General features: G+C 58.4%; 13 protein-coding genes. 11 read left to right on the forward strand and 2 right to left on the reverse strand.

Translation table 11 applies throughout. The features are described 5' to 3' along the window. Window positions 1–143: 143 nt before the first annotated feature. Genes AO388_RS07020 through AO388_RS07035 form a run of 4 tightly spaced genes read left to right on the forward strand, consistent with a single transcriptional unit; the run spans window position 144 to window position 2,986 of the window. Window positions 144–1,109 (forward strand): sulfonate ABC transporter substrate-binding protein, encoded by a 966-nt coding sequence (locus AO388_RS07020; protein ID WP_058416230.1) that lies wholly within the window; start codon window positions 144–146, stop codon window positions 1,107–1,109. A 28-nt stretch (window positions 1,110–1,137) separates the two neighbouring features. Next, window positions 1,138–1,935 carry an aliphatic sulfonate ABC transporter permease SsuC gene (gene ssuC / locus AO388_RS07025; protein WP_003413534.1) on the forward strand — a complete coding sequence of 266 codons (798 nt, stop codon included), beginning with the start codon at window positions 1,138–1,140 and terminating at the stop codon, window positions 1,933–1,935. Continuing rightward, window positions 1,932–2,744 (forward strand): aliphatic sulfonates ABC transporter ATP-binding protein, encoded by an 813-nt coding sequence (gene ssuB / locus AO388_RS07030; RefSeq protein WP_058416231.1) that lies wholly within the window; start codon window positions 1,932–1,934, stop codon window positions 2,742–2,744. The genes ssuC and ssuB overlap by 4 nt, the downstream gene beginning before the upstream one ends. Before the next feature lie 26 nt (window positions 2,745–2,770). Further along, window positions 2,771–2,986, forward strand: coding sequence for a TOBE domain-containing protein (locus tag AO388_RS07035; protein ID WP_002555770.1), 216 nt, complete (start codon window positions 2,771–2,773; stop codon window positions 2,984–2,986). Window positions 2,987–3,446: 460 nt separating this feature from the next. On the opposite strand, the gene AO388_RS07040 is transcribed toward AO388_RS07035, so the two are convergent. Together AO388_RS07040 and AO388_RS07045 are read right to left on the reverse strand one after the other, a co-directional pair. Further along, the gene (locus AO388_RS07040; RefSeq protein ID WP_003434680.1) at window positions 3,447–4,079 is read right to left on the reverse strand and encodes a TetR/AcrR family transcriptional regulator; all 633 of its coding nucleotides are present in this window, start codon (window positions 4,077–4,079) and stop codon (window positions 3,447–3,449) included. Window positions 4,080–4,263: 184 nt separating this feature from the next. After that, window positions 4,264–5,640, reverse strand: a complete 1,377-nt coding sequence (locus AO388_RS07045) for a glutamine synthetase family protein (protein WP_003413528.1) — start codon at window positions 5,638–5,640, stop codon at window positions 4,264–4,266. 594 nt (window positions 5,641–6,234) lie between these two features. On the opposite strand from AO388_RS07045, the gene AO388_RS07050 reads away from it, so the two are divergent. The 7 genes from AO388_RS07050 (at window position 6,235) to AO388_RS07080 (ending at window position 14,524) form a co-directional block, all read left to right on the forward strand. Further along, window positions 6,235–7,593 (forward strand): glutamine synthetase family protein, encoded by a 1,359-nt coding sequence (locus AO388_RS07050; protein ID WP_002555767.1) that lies wholly within the window; start codon window positions 6,235–6,237, stop codon window positions 7,591–7,593. A 68-nt stretch (window positions 7,594–7,661) separates the two neighbouring features. After that, window positions 7,662–9,026: an aspartate aminotransferase family protein gene (locus AO388_RS07055; protein ID WP_058416232.1), complete on the forward strand. Its 1,365-nt coding sequence runs from the start codon at window positions 7,662–7,664 to the stop codon at window positions 9,024–9,026. A 141-nt stretch (window positions 9,027–9,167) separates the two neighbouring features. Continuing rightward, entirely contained in the window at window positions 9,168–10,265 is a 1,098-nt protein-coding gene (locus AO388_RS07060) for a polyamine ABC transporter substrate-binding protein (protein WP_003382101.1), read from the forward strand. A 171-nt stretch (window positions 10,266–10,436) separates the two neighbouring features. Continuing rightward, window positions 10,437–11,531 (forward strand): polyamine ABC transporter substrate-binding protein, encoded by a 1,095-nt coding sequence (locus AO388_RS07065; protein WP_058416233.1) that lies wholly within the window; start codon window positions 10,437–10,439, stop codon window positions 11,529–11,531. Between the two features lie 55 nt (window positions 11,532–11,586). After that, window positions 11,587–12,729: a polyamine ABC transporter ATP-binding protein gene (gene potA / locus AO388_RS07070; RefSeq protein ID WP_003372162.1), complete on the forward strand. Its 1,143-nt coding sequence runs from the start codon at window positions 11,587–11,589 to the stop codon at window positions 12,727–12,729. Next, window positions 12,726–13,646 (forward strand): ABC transporter permease subunit, encoded by a 921-nt coding sequence (locus AO388_RS07075; RefSeq protein WP_003372160.1) that lies wholly within the window; start codon window positions 12,726–12,728, stop codon window positions 13,644–13,646. Before potA ends, AO388_RS07075 begins: the two co-directional genes overlap by 4 nt. Continuing rightward, complete coding sequence (locus AO388_RS07080) at window positions 13,643–14,524, forward strand: ABC transporter permease subunit (protein ID WP_058416234.1); 882 nt, start codon at window positions 13,643–13,645, stop codon at window positions 14,522–14,524. Before AO388_RS07075 ends, AO388_RS07080 begins: the two co-directional genes overlap by 4 nt. The last annotated feature ends 244 nt before the right edge of the window (window positions 14,525–14,768 follow it).

The raw sequence follows: 14,768 nt of genomic DNA on the forward strand, positions 1-14,768 counted from the left end.
CTTATATTCATTTATGGAATAACTAAATGAATAAATAAGATTTATAGATATAAAAAAGGGCTGTTAATGTCGTGCCTATTCCCACCTTGCTCGTCCCTCACCGGTCGAGCAGGGGATCACCCCAAATAGGTAAAGGAGCGCATATGCGCACTGTCATTTTGCGTCGAAGCCTTGTCGCGCTGTTTGCTGCTGCGGTCGCTCTTGGTGCGGTCACTCAGGCCCAGGCGGAAGATCTGCGCATCGGTTACCAGAAGTACGGCACGCTGGTGCTGCTCAAGGTCAAGGGCTCGCTGGAAAAGCGTCTGGCCGAGCAGGGCGTTAAAGTCCAGTGGACCGAGTTCCCTGGTGGCCCTCAACTGCTTGAAGGCCTGAATGTCGGTTCCATCGACTTCGGCGTCACCGGCGAAACGCCGCCAGTCTTCGCTCAGGCCGCAGGCGCGGACCTGCTGTATGTCGCCTACGAGCCGCCAGCGCCGACCAGCGAAGCCATCCTGGTCCCCAAAGACTCCCCGATCACCTCGGTCAAAGACCTGAAGGGCAAGAAAGTCGTCCTCAATAAAGGCTCGAACGTCCATTATCTGCTGGTCAAGGCACTGGAAGATGCCGGCCTGAAATACACCGATATCCAGACCGTCTTTCTGCCTCCGGCCGATGCGCGTGCCGCTTTCGAGCGCGGCAGTGTGGATGCCTGGGTCATCTGGGACCCTTACCAGGCCGCAGCTGAAAAGCAATTGCAGGCGCGGACCTTGAAAGACGGCACCGGCATTGTCGACAACCATCAGTTCTATCTCGCCACCAAGCCATACGCGCAGAAAAACCCCAAGGTCATTCAGGCCCTGATCGAGGAGGTCCGTGCGGTGGGCGAATGGTCCAAGGCCAATCCCGATGAAGTGACCCAACAGGTCGCACCGTTGCTGGGGCTGCCGGCCGACATCACCCTGACCTCGGTAAAGCGTCAGGGCTACGGCGCGCAGTTCCTGACCCCGCCGGTGGTGGCGGCACAGCAGAAAATCGCTGACACCTTCTACCAGCTCAAGCTGATTCCAAAGCCGCTCAGTATTGCTGATGTGGTCTGGACACCCCCTGCTGCTGTTGCTCAAGCACAGTGATCGTCAGGCCCTTCGAGGAGACAACTCCATGAGCCTCAGTGCTTCGCAACGCATCGTTCACCGACTGGCGCCCTGGGCTCTTCCTGTCCTGTTGTTGGCAGTCTGGCAGCTATCGGTCAGCGCCGGCTGGTTATCCACACGCATTCTGCCCGCACCCAGCGCGGTCATCGAAGCGGGCATAAACCTGGTCGCCAGCGGCGAAATCTGGACGCATCTGGCGATCAGCGGCTGGCGCGCCGGGATCGGATTCGCCATTGGCGGCGGCATCGGTCTGGCGCTGGGCTTCATTACCGGCCTGAGCAAATGGGGCGAGCGTCTGCTGGACAGCTCGGTGCAGATGATCCGTAACGTGCCGCACCTGGCGCTGATTCCGCTGGTCATTCTGTGGTTCGGCATTGATGAGACCGCCAAGATATTCCTGGTCGCGCTGGGCACCCTGTTCCCGATTTACCTGAACACCTACCACGGCATCCGCAACATCGATCCGGCACTGGTAGAAATGTCCCGCAGCTATGGCCTGTCAGGTTTCAGCCTGTTCCGTCATGTGATCCTGCCGGGCGCCATGCCTTCGATTCTGGTCGGCGTGCGCTTTGCGCTGGGCTTCATGTGGCTGACGCTGATCGTGGCGGAAACCATTTCTGCCAGCTCCGGCATTGGCTACCTGGCGATGAATGCGCGGGAGTTTCTGCAAACCGACGTCGTGGTGCTGGCCATCGTGTTGTACGCCGTACTCGGCAAGCTGGCCGATCTGGCGGCGCGAGGCCTGGAACGTGTCTGCCTGCGCTGGCACCCGGCCTATCAAGTGAGCAAAGGCGGTGCCGCATGACCAGTCTGAAACAGCAACCTCCACACTTGCTGCGTGGCATCCCGCTGGCAGTACGCAAGCTGAAAAAAGCGTTCGGTGCCCGTGAAGTGCTCAAGGACATCGACCTGCACATCCCTGCCGGTCAGTTCGTCGCCATCGTCGGCCGCAGCGGTTGTGGCAAAAGCACACTGTTGCGTCTGCTCGCCGGGCTCGACAAACCAACGCAAGGCCAGCTGCTTGCCGGCTCTGCACCATTGGACGATGCCCGCGAAGACACACGATTGATGTTTCAGGAAGCGCGCTTGCTGCCCTGGAAAAAGATCATCGACAACGTCGGCCTCGGGTTGAGCGGCGACTGGCGGGCGCAGGCCCTTGAAGCGCTTGAGGCCGTCGGCCTCGCCGAGCGCGCCAATGAATGGCCTGCCGCATTGTCCGGCGGTCAGAAGCAGCGCGTTGCCTTGGCTCGTGCACTGATTCACAAGCCGCGTCTGCTGTTGCTCGACGAGCCGTTGGGCGCGCTGGATGCCCTGACCCGGATCGAAATGCAGCAACTGATCGAAAAGCTGTGGCGCCAGTATGGTTTCACGGTGCTGCTGGTAACCCACGACGTCAGCGAGGCCGTGGCCATTGCCGACCGGGTGATCCTGATCGAAGAGGGGCAGATCGGTCTCGATCTGCTGGTCGACCTGCCACGTCCGCGTGTTCGTGGTTCGCATCGCCTTGCGGCGCTGGAGGCTGAAGTGCTCAACCGTGTGCTGGCCCTGCCGGGTTCGCCACCTGACCCGGAACCGTTTTCGCCACTGCCTACGCAATTGCGCTGGGCAAATTAACCCTGATCCCCAAAGGAAGACATGCCATGACTATCAAAGCCATCAACGTTCGCAATCAGTTCAAAGGCACCATCAAGGAAATCGTCCACGGCGACGTACTGTCGGAAATCGACGTACAGACTGCATCGGGTGTCGTGACCTCGGTCATCACCACCCGCTCGGTCAAAGAGCTGGAGCTGGTCGTCGGCAGCGAAGTCATCGCCTTCGTGAAGTCCACTGAAGTCTCCATCGCCAAGCTGTAAACGATGGGCAAAAAACACCCTGGACGGTCCTGACCCTCCGGGGTTTTTTGCTTTTTACCTAGCAGTTATGTGAGGTAGCGACGTAGCGGTTTTGCCGGATGCTGACAGCTGGCTCTATTTGAAGAAACTGCCATGACCTCTTCAACCCAGTAACGCAGCTTCATCGAGGCCGAGTAAAAGACGAGGAGGGCATCCAATAGGCTTTGCCAGAAGAGATCCTGTCGTGAGGAGTGCACGCCAAAAATATTATGCTGCACTTAAAGCTGCCGGTATTAAAAAGCCTGAGCCTGACAGTCCTATTTATATTAATGGCACGCTAGAAACTGAAGCTTTCGCTGCAAGAATTAAGTATTTTCAAGAGAAGATAAATTATAGGTCCAGGATTGAAGCGAGAAAAAAGAGACCAGGCTAAGTATCTACAGAACCCGAGAGAACAAATAAATCCACTCGGTCGTAATTCTCAATCTGCCCTCTTCACCAAAAACACCGGCAAATACAACCCCAGATAAGCATCAAATACCCGCATCCCTTCCTCAGCCATGCGTGGTGTGATCTCGTCATGCAACTGCACCGAACGCGCATACACGCGATCCCCCAGTTCCATGGCCAGCGCAAACACGTCTACATCGTCCGGCAGTGCGGGCAACTGGAAGTGGCGGTCAAACACTTCAAGCATCAAGTGCCCCAGCTCAATATCGTGCTGGCGGTCGGCCTGGTTGATTTCGGTCAGGCCGTGCTGGGCAAGGATCAATTGGCGGGCGGCGGCGTCGGCGTTGTAGATGGCCAGCATGCGCAGTTCGACGATGCGTGACAGGTCGCGCCAGGTGGTGAGCTGGTCGTGATCGATGGGGGCCTGCAGCGACGCGCGAAAGGCGGCGTGGATGTCGGCAGTCAGTGCTTCAAGCAGTGCAGGGACGCTGGCGAAGAAGTGGTACACCGACGAGGGAGGAATGCCGGCGCGCTCGGCAACGCTGTAAATCGACAGGCTGGCCACTCCTTGTTCGGCAAGCAGCGTGCGCGCGGCGTCGAGAATCGAATCGATTCTGGCCTGGCTGCGTGCTTGAGGTTTGCGAGGCGTGGCGGGGCGTGTCATGGGCGTGGCTCTTGGTTGGGCTGCGGGCATTGTAAGGGATTCTGACGGGATGAATCGCTGTCGTCGCCAAACGATCATCGCTCCCACGCCGGAGCGTGAGGAGGAATAGGTGTCCGGGGCTGCACACCAAACAAAAACGCCGCAAGGCTCAAAGCCTGCGGCGTCTTGTACTACTCGGCCTCAATCAGACCGTATGCAGATACCAGTTGTACTCGAGGTCGGAGATGGAGTGTTCGAACTCTTCCAGCTCGCTCTCCTTACAGGCCACGAAGATGTCGATGTATTTCGGGTCGATGTACTTGGCCATCACCGGGTTGTCGTCCAGCTCGCGCAGTGCATCACGCAGGTTGTTCGGCAGGCTTTGTTCATGCTGCTCGTAGGAGTTGCCTTCTACCGGGGCGCCAGGCTCGACCTTGTTGACCAGGCCGTGGTGCACGCCCGCCAGGACCGAAGCCATCACCAGATACGGGTTGGCATCGGCACCGGCAACGCGGTGTTCGATACGTACCGCGTCGGCGGTGCCGGTCGGTACGCGAACGGCGACCGTACGGTTGTCCAGACCCCAGGTCGGCGAGTTGGGCACATAGAACTGCGCACCGAACCGGCGATACGAGTTGACGTTCGGGCACAGGAAAGCCATTTGTGCCGGCAGGGTCTCGAGCACACCGCCGATTGCATGACGCAATGCGGCGTTCTGCTCGGGATCCTCGCTGGTGAAGATGTTCTTGCCATCGCGATCCAGGATCGAGATGTGAACGTGCAGACCATTACCCGCCTGACCCGGATAGGGCTTGGCCATGAAGGTCGTGTCCATCTCGTGATCGTAGGCGATGTTCTTGATCAGGCGCTTGAGCAATACGGCGTAATCGCACGCCTTGATCGCGTCGGCGACGTGGTGCAGGTTGACTTCGAACTGAGCTGGGGCGCTTTCCTTGACAATGGCGTCGGCAGGAATGCCTTGTTCCTTCGCACCTTCGAGGATGTCCTGAAGGCAGTCGACGTATTCGTCGAGGTCGTCGATCAGGTAGACCTGTGTCGAGTGCGGGCGTTTGCCGGAGATCGGCGAGCGGGGCGGTTGTGGGCGACCGTTCACGTTCTCCTGATCGATCAGGTAGAACTCCAGCTCGAACGCTGCGCAGATGGTCAGGCCCATTTCGTCGAATTTGGCGACGACCTGGCGCAATACTTCACGCGGGTCGGCGAAAAACGGGTCGCCTTCGAGTTCGTGCATGGTCATCAGCAACTGCGCGGTAGGGCGCTTTTGCCATGGCTCGTTGCACAGGGTGTCAGGGATGGGATAACAGATTCGGTCAGCATCACCGATGTCCAGGCCCAGGCCGGTGCTTTCCACCGTGGAGCCATTGATATCCAGAGCAAATAAAGAGGCAGGCAGGTTGATGCCCTTCTCGTAAACCTTATGGAGGCTGGTGCGTTCGATGCGTTTGCCACGCACCACACCATTCATATCTGCAATCAGAAGGTCAACGTACAGAACCTCAGGATGTTCCTTAAGGAACGCGTTCGCTTCGTTAAGCTGAACGGCACGCGGGGGTACCGACATGATGCAACACCTTTGTTGTTAAAAATATCAATCATCAATGATTGCGGATCTCAGTCAATCCGAAAGCCATGATGAAGTCAATAGAGCCTTTTTTTGCCCTAAAACTGCGCCATATGGCCTTTTTTGCCGCTATTTAGGGCGTTTTATTCCGTTTCTGACCGCTGTTAAATACGAGCTAGAGCGGCCTGTCTTCTATTTTTAACGGGTTGTTGTATAAAAAAATGAACGAGGCTAAGCTCGATCGCAACCCAGTAGAGCAACAATAGCGGGGGTCCTATGCTTCACCTTTCCCTGGTCGACACGCGACTATCAAGTCCGTACAGCGCTCATCATGCCTGTGATATCGGTGCTCGTGGTGGGTTGCCACACTGTGCGACACCCCTGAACGGCTATCGAAGCCAGTCTGCTCTACTCTCAGCGCTGGACATTACCACTATAACGGCGTCGTCAGTGTGACCGCTGCCGTCTGGAAATCCGGCCCCGCAGCTGTCACCTTACCCCTAATCGGCGTCTGCCGAAACGAGTTGTACATCATGACGCCGATGCGTCTGGAACGCCTGATCACGATCAGGACAATAAAACCCTGAGGTATTTATGAGTACCAACCTCGACCAGCTCACCGATTGGTTGAAAGAACACAAGATTACCGAAGTCGAATGCATGATGTCCGACCTCACCGGGATTACGCGCGGCAAGATCTCGCCGACCAACAAGTTCATCGCTGAAAAAGGCATGCGCCTGCCTGAAAGCGTGCTGTTGCAGACGGTGACCGGCGACTACGTAGAAGACGATATCTACTACGAGCTGCTGGACCCGGCTGACATCGACATGATCTGCCGTCCCGACCAGAACGCGGTGTATCTGGTGCCCTGGGCGGTCGAGCCCACTGCGCAGGTGATTCACGACACCTACGACAAGCAGGGCAACCCCATCGAGCTGTCGCCGCGCAACGTGTTGAAGAAGGTCCTCAAGCTTTACGCCGATCAGGGCTGGCAGCCAATCGTGGCGCCGGAGATGGAGTTCTACCTGACCAAGCGTAGCGACGACCCGGACTATCCGCTACAGCCACCGATCGGGCGCTCCGGGCGACCGGAAACCGGGCGTCAGTCGTTCTCGATCGAAGCGGCCAACGAATTCGATCCGCTGTTCGAAGACGTCTATGACTGGTGCGAACTGCAGAACCTGGACCTGGACACGCTGATCCACGAAGACGGCACGGCGCAGATGGAAATCAACTTCCGTCACGGTGATGCCCTGTCGCTGGCCGACCAGATTCTGGTGTTCAAGCGCACCATGCGCGAAGCCGCCCTCAAGCACGACGTCGCGGCAACCTTCATGGCCAAGCCGATGACCGGCGAGCCAGGCAGTGCCATGCACTTGCACCAGAGCATCATCGACATCGAGACCGGCAAGAATATCTTCTCCAACGAAGACGGAACCATGAGCGAGCTGTTTCTGAACCACGTCGGTGGTCTGCAGAAGTTCATCCCCGAGCTGTTGCCGCTGTTCGCACCCAACGTCAACTCGTTCCGGCGCTTTCTGCCCGACACTTCGGCGCCAGTGAACGTCGAGTGGGGCGAAGAGAATCGCACCGTCGGCCTGCGTGTGCCGGACGCCGTACCGCAGAACCGTCGCGTGGAAAACCGTTTGCCGGGTGCCGATGCCAACCCTTATCTGGCCATCGCCGCCAGTCTGCTGTGCGGCTTCATCGGCATGGTCGAAGGCATCAACCCGAGCGCACCGGTGGTCGGGCGGGGTTACGAGCGGCGTAATCTGCGTCTGCCGTTGACCATCGAAGACGCGCTGGAGCGTATGGAAAACAGCAAGACCATCGAAAAATACCTGGGCAAGAAATTCATCATCGGTTACGTCGCAGTCAAGCGCGCCGAGCATGAAAACTTCAAGCGCGTGATCAGTTCGTGGGAGCGGGAATTCCTGCTTTTCGCCGTCTGATCACGCAGAGCGCCGCTGCGATTGATGCGCTGCGCTCTGCCTACTGACCTGATCAAAGGAAGTGCTGCATGAGTGCCAACAACCCGCAAACCCTCGAATGGCAGGCCCTGAGCAGCGAGCATCACCTGGCACCGTTCAGCGACTACAAACAATTGAAAGAGAAAGGCCCGCGCATCATCACCCGTGCCGAAGGCGTTTATCTGTGGGACAGCGAGGGCCACAAGATCCTCGATGGCATGTCCGGCCTGTGGTGTGTGGCCATCGGTTATGGCCGCGAAGAACTGGCCGACGCAGCCAGCAAACAAATGCGCGAGCTGCCGTACTACAACCTGTTTTTTCAGACCGCCCACCCGCCCGTGCTGGAGTTGGCCAAGGCCATTTCCGAGATTGCACCGCAGGGCATGAACCATGTGTTCTTCACCGGTTCTGGCTCTGAAGGCAATGACACGATGCTGCGCATGGTTCGTCATTACTGGGCGCTGAAAGGCCAGCCGAACAAGAAAACCATCATCAGCCGCGTCAATGGCTACCACGGCTCCACCGTCGCCGGTGCCAGCCTGGGTGGCATGACGTACATGCACGAGCAGGGCGACCTGCCGATTCCGGGGGTGGTGCACATTCCCCAGCCATACTGGTTCGGCGAAGGCGGCGACATGACGCCGGACGAGTTCGGTATCTGGGCTGCCGAGCAACTGGAAAAGAAAATTCTCGAACTGGGCGTCGAGAACGTCGGTGCGTTCATTGCCGAGCCGATCCAGGGCGCTGGCGGTGTGATCGTCCCGCCCGATTCCTACTGGCCGAAGATCAAGGAAATCCTTTCCCGCTACGACATCCTGTTCGCCGCCGATGAGGTGATTTGTGGTTTCGGGCGTACCGGTGAGTGGTTCGGTAGCGATTTCTACGGCCTCAAGCCGGACATGATGACCATCGCCAAAGGCCTGACCTCCGGTTATGTACCGATGGGCGGCCTGATCGTGCGCGATGAAATCGTCGCGGTGCTCAATGAGGGCGGCGATTTCAATCATGGCTTTACCTACTCCGGGCACCCGGTGGCTGCGGCGGTGGCGCTGGAGAACATCCGTATCCTGCGCGAAGAAAAGATCGTCGAACGGGTCAGGTCGGAAACGGCACCGTATTTGCAAAAGCGTTTGCGTGAGTTGAGCGATCATCCGCTGGTGGGCGAAGTCCGGGGTGTCGGTTTGCTGGGGGCCATCGAGCTGGTGAAGGACAAGACCACCCGCGAGCGCTATACCGACAAGGGCGCGGGAATGATCTGTCGAACCTTCTGCTTCGACAATGGCCTGATCATGCGGGCTGTGGGCGATACCATGATCATTGCGCCACCGCTGGTGATCAGTTTTGCGCAAATCGATGAGCTGGTCGAGAAGGCGCGCAAATGCCTGGATCTGACGCTGGCGGTGTTGCAGGGCTGAAAACGCAAAAAAAGCGTCGATTCAAGCGCAATGTGCATTGTTTGAGGGGCTTCGGCTTGAAAGCCTGCCCAGGAAGTTGCCAGACTAATGGCTACACGCCGCTAACTGACGGTCAGTGATAAAAATACATTGGAGCTACGCATGAAAAAATTTGGCAAGACCCTTCTCGCGCTGTCCCTGATGGGCGTTGTGGCCACTGCTGCGCAGGCCGATGACAAAGTGCTGCACGTCTATAACTGGTCCGATTACATCGCGCCGGACACCGTTGCCAAATTCGAGAAAGAATCGGGCATCAAGGTGGTCTACGACGTTTTCGACAGCAACGAGACGCTTGAAGCCAAATTGCTTGCTGGCAAATCCGGCTATGACATCGTCGTGCCGTCCAACAACTTCCTGGCCAAGCAAATCAAGGCCGGCGTTTATCAGGAGCTGGACAAGTCCAAGCTGCCGAACTGGAAGAACCTCAACGAATCGCTGCTCAAGGCCGTGTCGGTCAGCGACCCGGACAACAAGCACGCATTCCCGTACATGTGGGGTTCGATCGGTATCGGCATCAACCCGGACAAGGTCAAGGCTGCGCTGGGCGCCGATGCGCCGGTCAATTCCTGGGACCTGCTGTTCAAGCCGGAGAACGCTGCCAAGCTGAAGTCGTGCGGCATCAGCTTCCTCGATTCGCCGACCGAAATGCTGCCGATTGCCTTGCATTACCTGGGCTACCCGACCGATTCTCAGGACAAGAAGCAGCTCGCCGAAGCTGAAGCGCTGTTCATGAAGATTCGTCCATCGATTGGCTATTTCCACTCGTCCAAGTACATCTCGGACCTGGCCAATGGCAACATCTGCGTCGCAGTCGGCTATTCGGGTGATATCTACCAGGCCAAATCCCGCGCTGCCGAAGCCGGTGGCAAGGTGAAGGTTGCCTACAACATTCCGAAAGAAGGCGCCGGCAGCTTCTATGACATGGTCGCCATTCCCAAGGATGCCGAAAACGTCGAGGGTGCCTACAAGTTCATGACCTTCCTGATGAAGCCGGAAATCATGGCCGAGATCACCAACGCCGTACGCTTCCCGAACGGTAACGCGGCGGCTACGGCGCTGGTCGACAAGGAAATCACCAGTGACCCTGGCGTTTATCCACCTGCCGACGTACAGGCCAAACTGTATGCAATCGCTGACCTGCCTGCAGCTACGCAGCGGATCATGACCCGCAGCTGGACCAAGATAAAATCAGGTAAATAAGCCTGTCATCAAACCTGTGGATGCTGCGTAGCCTCGGCCGCGCAGCAGCCAGCAGACAGGAATATTGCCTAAACCTTTGCTGGTTGGGCTCATAGACGGTAAGTTGCGCGCCGGTTTGGTTTTCCGGACGCCCTCCGGCGCTCAGGCCCCTCTGTTAAAAGGACTCATTCTTTGTCTATTTCTATTCTTTCCAAAGCCTTGCTGGCGGCTGCCGGGCTGACACTGTCGATCAGTGCCCAGGCTGAGTCCACCGTGCATATTTATAACTGGTCCGATTACATCGGCAAGACCACCCTGGCGGACTTCGAAGCCGCTACCGGCGTCAAGCCGATGTATGACGTGTTCGACTCCAACGAAACCCTGGAAGCCAAGCTGCTCGCCGGACGTACAGGTTATGACGTGGTGGTGCCGTCCAATCACTTCCTTGGCAAGCAGATCAAGGCCGGTGCGTTCCAGAAGCTCGACAAGTCGCTGCTGCCCAATTACAAGAATCTCGACCCGGCGCTGCTCAAGCGTCTGGAGAAGAACGATCCGGGTAACCAGTACGCCGTGCCGTACCTGTGGGGTACCAACGGCATCGGTTACAACGTCGAAAAGGTCAAGGCCGTGTTGGGCGTCGACAAGATCGACTCCTGGGCCGTGCTGTTTGAGCCGGAGAACATCAAGAAGCTCTCCAGCTGTGGCGTAGCGTTTCTCGACTCCGCCGATGAGATGTTGCCTGCGGTGCTCAACTACATGGGGCTGGACCCCAACAGCACCAAGGAAGCCGATTACAAGAAGGCCGAAGCCAAGCTGCTGGCGATTCGTCCTTACGTGACCTATTTCCACTCGTCCAAATACATCACCGACCTGGCTAACGGCGACATCTGCGTCGCCGCAGGTTTTTCGGGTGATGTGTTCCAGGCCAAATCCCGGGCTGAAGAAGCGGGCAAGGGCGTGAAGATCGCCTACAGCATCCCGAAAGAGGGCGGTAACCTGTGGTTCGACATGCTGGCGATCCCGGCGGACTCGAAAAACATCAAGGAAGCCAGTGCCTTCATCAACTACATGCTCGACCCCAAGGTGATCGCCAAGGTCAGCGATGAAGTCGGTTACGCCAACCCCAATCCCGCCTCCGGCGAGTTCATGGAACAGAGCATCCGTACCGATGAAGCGGTTTATCCGCCTCAGGAAGTGCTGGACCGCCTGTTCGTGAACAGCGAGTTGCCACCCAAGGTGCAACGTCTGATGACCCGCAGCTGGACCAAGGTCAAGTCGGGCAAATAAAAATCCAGCACCCGGCCATATGGGCCGGGTTGCCTACCTGTTGGGAGTTTCACCCATGGCAGTTGCCTCCGGCGCCTACAAGAAAGCCATCGAAGGCGGTCAGCAACCCAAAGAGGTGCTGGTCAGGATCGATCGGGTCACGAAGAAGTTCGACGAGACGGTCGCGGTGGACGATGTGTCCCTGCAGATCAACAAGGGCGAGATCTTCGCCCTGCTTGGCGGCTCTGGCTCCGGCAAATCGACACTGCTGCGCATGCTGGCCGGGTTCGAACGGCCAACCGAAGGCCGTATCTACCTCGACGGTGTCGACATCACCGACATGCCGCCGTACGAACGCCCGATCAACATGATGTTCCAGTCCTATGCGCTGTTCCCGCACATGACCGTGGCGGACAACATCGCCTTCGGCCTGAAGCAGGACAAGCTGGGCAAGCCGGAAATCGAAGCCCGCGTGGCGGAGATGCTCAAGCTGGTACAGATGACCCAGTACGCCAAGCGCAAGCCGCATCAGCTGTCCGGCGGTCAGCGTCAGCGTGTGGCCCTGGCCCGTTCGCTGGCCAAAAAGCCCAAGCTTTTGCTGCTCGACGAGCCGATGGGCGCACTGGACAAGAAACTGCGTTCGCAGATGCAACTGGAACTGGTAGAGATCATCGAGCGCGTCGGCGTGACTTGTGTAATGGTGACTCACGATCAGGAAGAGGCCATGACCATGGCCGAGCGCATCGCGATCATGCACCTGGGCTGGATCGCGCAGATCGGCAGCCCGATCGACATCTACGAGACCCCGACCAGCCGTCTGGTCTGCGAATTCATCGGCAGCGTCAACCTGTTCGAAGGTGACGTGATCGAAGACATGGAGGCACACGCGCTGATCCGCAGTCCCGAGCTGGAGCGCAATATCTATGTCGGCCACGGCGTCAGTACGTCGGTGGAAGACAAGCACATCACCTACGCCCTGCGCCCTGAGAAGCTGCTGATCACCACCGAGCAGCCAGGCTTCGAATACAACTGGTCGCGCGGCAAGGTCCACGACATCGCCTATCTGGGCGGTCATTCGGTGTTCTACGTCGAGCTGCCGGGCGGCAAACTGGTGCAGTCGTTCGTCGCCAACGCCGAGCGTCAGGGCGCACGGCCTACCTGGGGCGATGAAGTCTACGTGTGGTGGGAAGACGACAGCGGCGTGGTACTGCGCTCATGAAAATCCGCAAGATCAAGCGCGCGTTCGAGCGCATAAAGCCCAACGGGCGGCAGATGGTCATCGGCGTGCCGTTTCTCTGGCTGTTCCTGTTCTTTGCCCTGCCGTTTCTGATCGTGCTCAAGATCAGCTTCGCCGAGGCCGACGTCGCGATCCCGCCGTACACCGAAATCTTCAGCTACGCCGACGAAAAGCTGCAGATGGTCCTCAACTTCGCCAACTACACCTTGCTCAGTGGCGATGACCTGTACGTTTCGGCCTATCTGGGCTCGCTGAAGATGGCCTTCATCAGCACCTTGCTGTGCCTGCTTATCGGCTATCCGATGGCCTATGCCATCGCCAGCGCGCGCAAGGACCTGCAAACCGTGCTGTTGCTGCTGATCATGATGCCGACCTGGACGGCGATCCTGATCCGCGTCTACGCCTGGATGGGCATCCTCAGCAACAACGGGCTGCTCAATGCATTCCTGATGTGGCTTGGGCTGATCGACGCGCCGTTGCAGATCCTCAACACCAACCTGGCGGTGTACATCGGCGTGGTCTATTCCTATCTGCCGTTCATGATCCTGCCGCTGTACGCCAACCTTGTGAAGCACGACACCAGCCTGCTGGAAGCCGCGTCCGACCTGGGTTCGAGCACCTTCAACAGTTTCTGGAAAATCACCGTACCGCTGTCCAAGAACGGAGTGATCGCCGGCTGCATGCTGGTATTCATTCCGGTGGTCGGCGAGTTCGTGATTCCCGAGCTGCTCGGCGGCCCGGAAACCCTGATGATCGGCCGCGTGCTGTGGCAGGAATTCTTCAACAACCGTGACTGGCCGGTGGCTTCGGCGCTGGCGGTCATCATGCTGCTGGTGCTGATCGTGCCCATTATCCTGTTCAACCGCAGTCAGGCCAAAGAACTGGAGGGCAAGGCATGAACCGCTTTCGATTCTCGAACCTGATGCTGGTTCTGGGTTTGCTGTTCATCTATGCGCCGATGGTGATTCTGGTCATCTACTCGTTCAACGCCTCGCAGCTGGTGACGGTCTGGGGCGGCTGGTCGGTGAAGTGGTACGTCGGCCTGCTGGACAACTCGCAACTGATGGGCTCGGTGATGCGCTCGTTGGAAATCGCCTGCTACACCGCCGTTGCTGCGGTGGCGCTGGGAACGATGGCTGCGTTTGTGCTGACCCACATCAGCCGCTTCAAGGGCCGCACGTTCTTTGGCGGGCTGGTTACAGCTCCCCTGGTCATGCCGGAAGTGATCACCGGTCTGTCGCTGTTGCTGCTTTTCGTGGCCATGGCGCAATTGATCGGCTGGCCGCAGGAGCGCGGCATCATGACCATCTGGATCGCGCACACGACGTTCTGTGCGGCCTATGTGGCGGTGGTGGTATCGGCGCGCCTGCGTGAGCTGGACCTGTCGATCGAAGAGGCTGCAATGGACCTGGGTGCCCGTCCGTGGAAGGTGTTCTTGCTGATCACCATCCCGATGATCGCGCCATCGCTGGCAGCCGGGGGCATGATGTCCTTCGCGCTGTCGCTGGACGACCTGGTGCTCGCCAGCTTCGTCTCCGGGCCCGGCTCGACGACCTTGCCGATGGAAGTGTTCTCTGCCGTGCGTCTGGGCGTGAAGCCTGAAATCAACGCCGTGGCGAGCCTGATCCTGCTGGCCGTGTCACTGGCAACCTTTCTGGTCTGGTTCTTCACCCGCCGCGCCGAAAACAACCGCAAGCGTGCGATCCAGCAAGCTATCGAGGAAAGCGCGGCAGATGCCTGGAAGCAGCCCGATCCGAGGCGTGCTCCGGCGGCCTGAAAACCTGATCGTGCCCGGAGGGCGTGGGAGCGAGCTTGCTCGCGAACTGCCGGGTACCGGCAGCAACTAGCTATCTCGGTTTATCGCTCCCACGCTCCAGCGTGGGAGCGCAGCTCTGGACGCTCTGCGTCCGATCTTGATAGCGCGGTGCTACGCAGACTTGTGACGCGGAGCGTCACGAAAGGCATGCCAACGCAGAGCATTGGCACGATAGTCAAACCCGGTTGTGCCTGATGTACCGTAC

The sequence above is a fragment of the Pseudomonas sp. ICMP 10191 genome, assembly GCF_001467335.1.
GTDB classification, from domain to species: Bacteria; Pseudomonadota; Gammaproteobacteria; order Pseudomonadales; family Pseudomonadaceae; genus Aquipseudomonas; species Aquipseudomonas cerasi.

Coding starts and splice junctions, on each gene's coding strand:
- AO388_RS07020 (WP_058416230.1), top strand. CDS start 144: ATGCGCACTGTCATTTTGCGTCGAAGCCTTGTCGCGCTGTTTGCTGCT.
- ssuC (WP_003413534.1), top strand. CDS start 1,138: ATGAGCCTCAGTGCTTCGCAACGCATCGTTCACCGACTGGCGCCCTGG.
- ssuB (WP_058416231.1), top strand. CDS start 1,932: ATGACCAGTCTGAAACAGCAACCTCCACACTTGCTGCGTGGCATCCCG.
- AO388_RS07035 (WP_002555770.1), top strand. CDS start 2,771: ATGACTATCAAAGCCATCAACGTTCGCAATCAGTTCAAAGGCACCATC.
- AO388_RS07040 (WP_003434680.1), bottom strand. CDS start 4,079: ATGACACGCCCCGCCACGCCTCGCAAACCTCAAGCACGCAGCCAGGCC.
- AO388_RS07045 (WP_003413528.1), bottom strand. CDS start 5,640: ATGTCGGTACCCCCGCGTGCCGTTCAGCTTAACGAAGCGAACGCGTTC.
- AO388_RS07050 (WP_002555767.1), top strand. CDS start 6,235: ATGAGTACCAACCTCGACCAGCTCACCGATTGGTTGAAAGAACACAAG.
- AO388_RS07055 (WP_058416232.1), top strand. CDS start 7,662: ATGAGTGCCAACAACCCGCAAACCCTCGAATGGCAGGCCCTGAGCAGC.
- AO388_RS07060 (WP_003382101.1), top strand. CDS start 9,168: ATGAAAAAATTTGGCAAGACCCTTCTCGCGCTGTCCCTGATGGGCGTT.
- potA (WP_003372162.1), top strand. CDS start 11,587: ATGGCAGTTGCCTCCGGCGCCTACAAGAAAGCCATCGAAGGCGGTCAG.
- AO388_RS07075 (WP_003372160.1), top strand. CDS start 12,726: ATGAAAATCCGCAAGATCAAGCGCGCGTTCGAGCGCATAAAGCCCAAC.
- AO388_RS07080 (WP_058416234.1), top strand. CDS start 13,643: ATGAACCGCTTTCGATTCTCGAACCTGATGCTGGTTCTGGGTTTGCTG.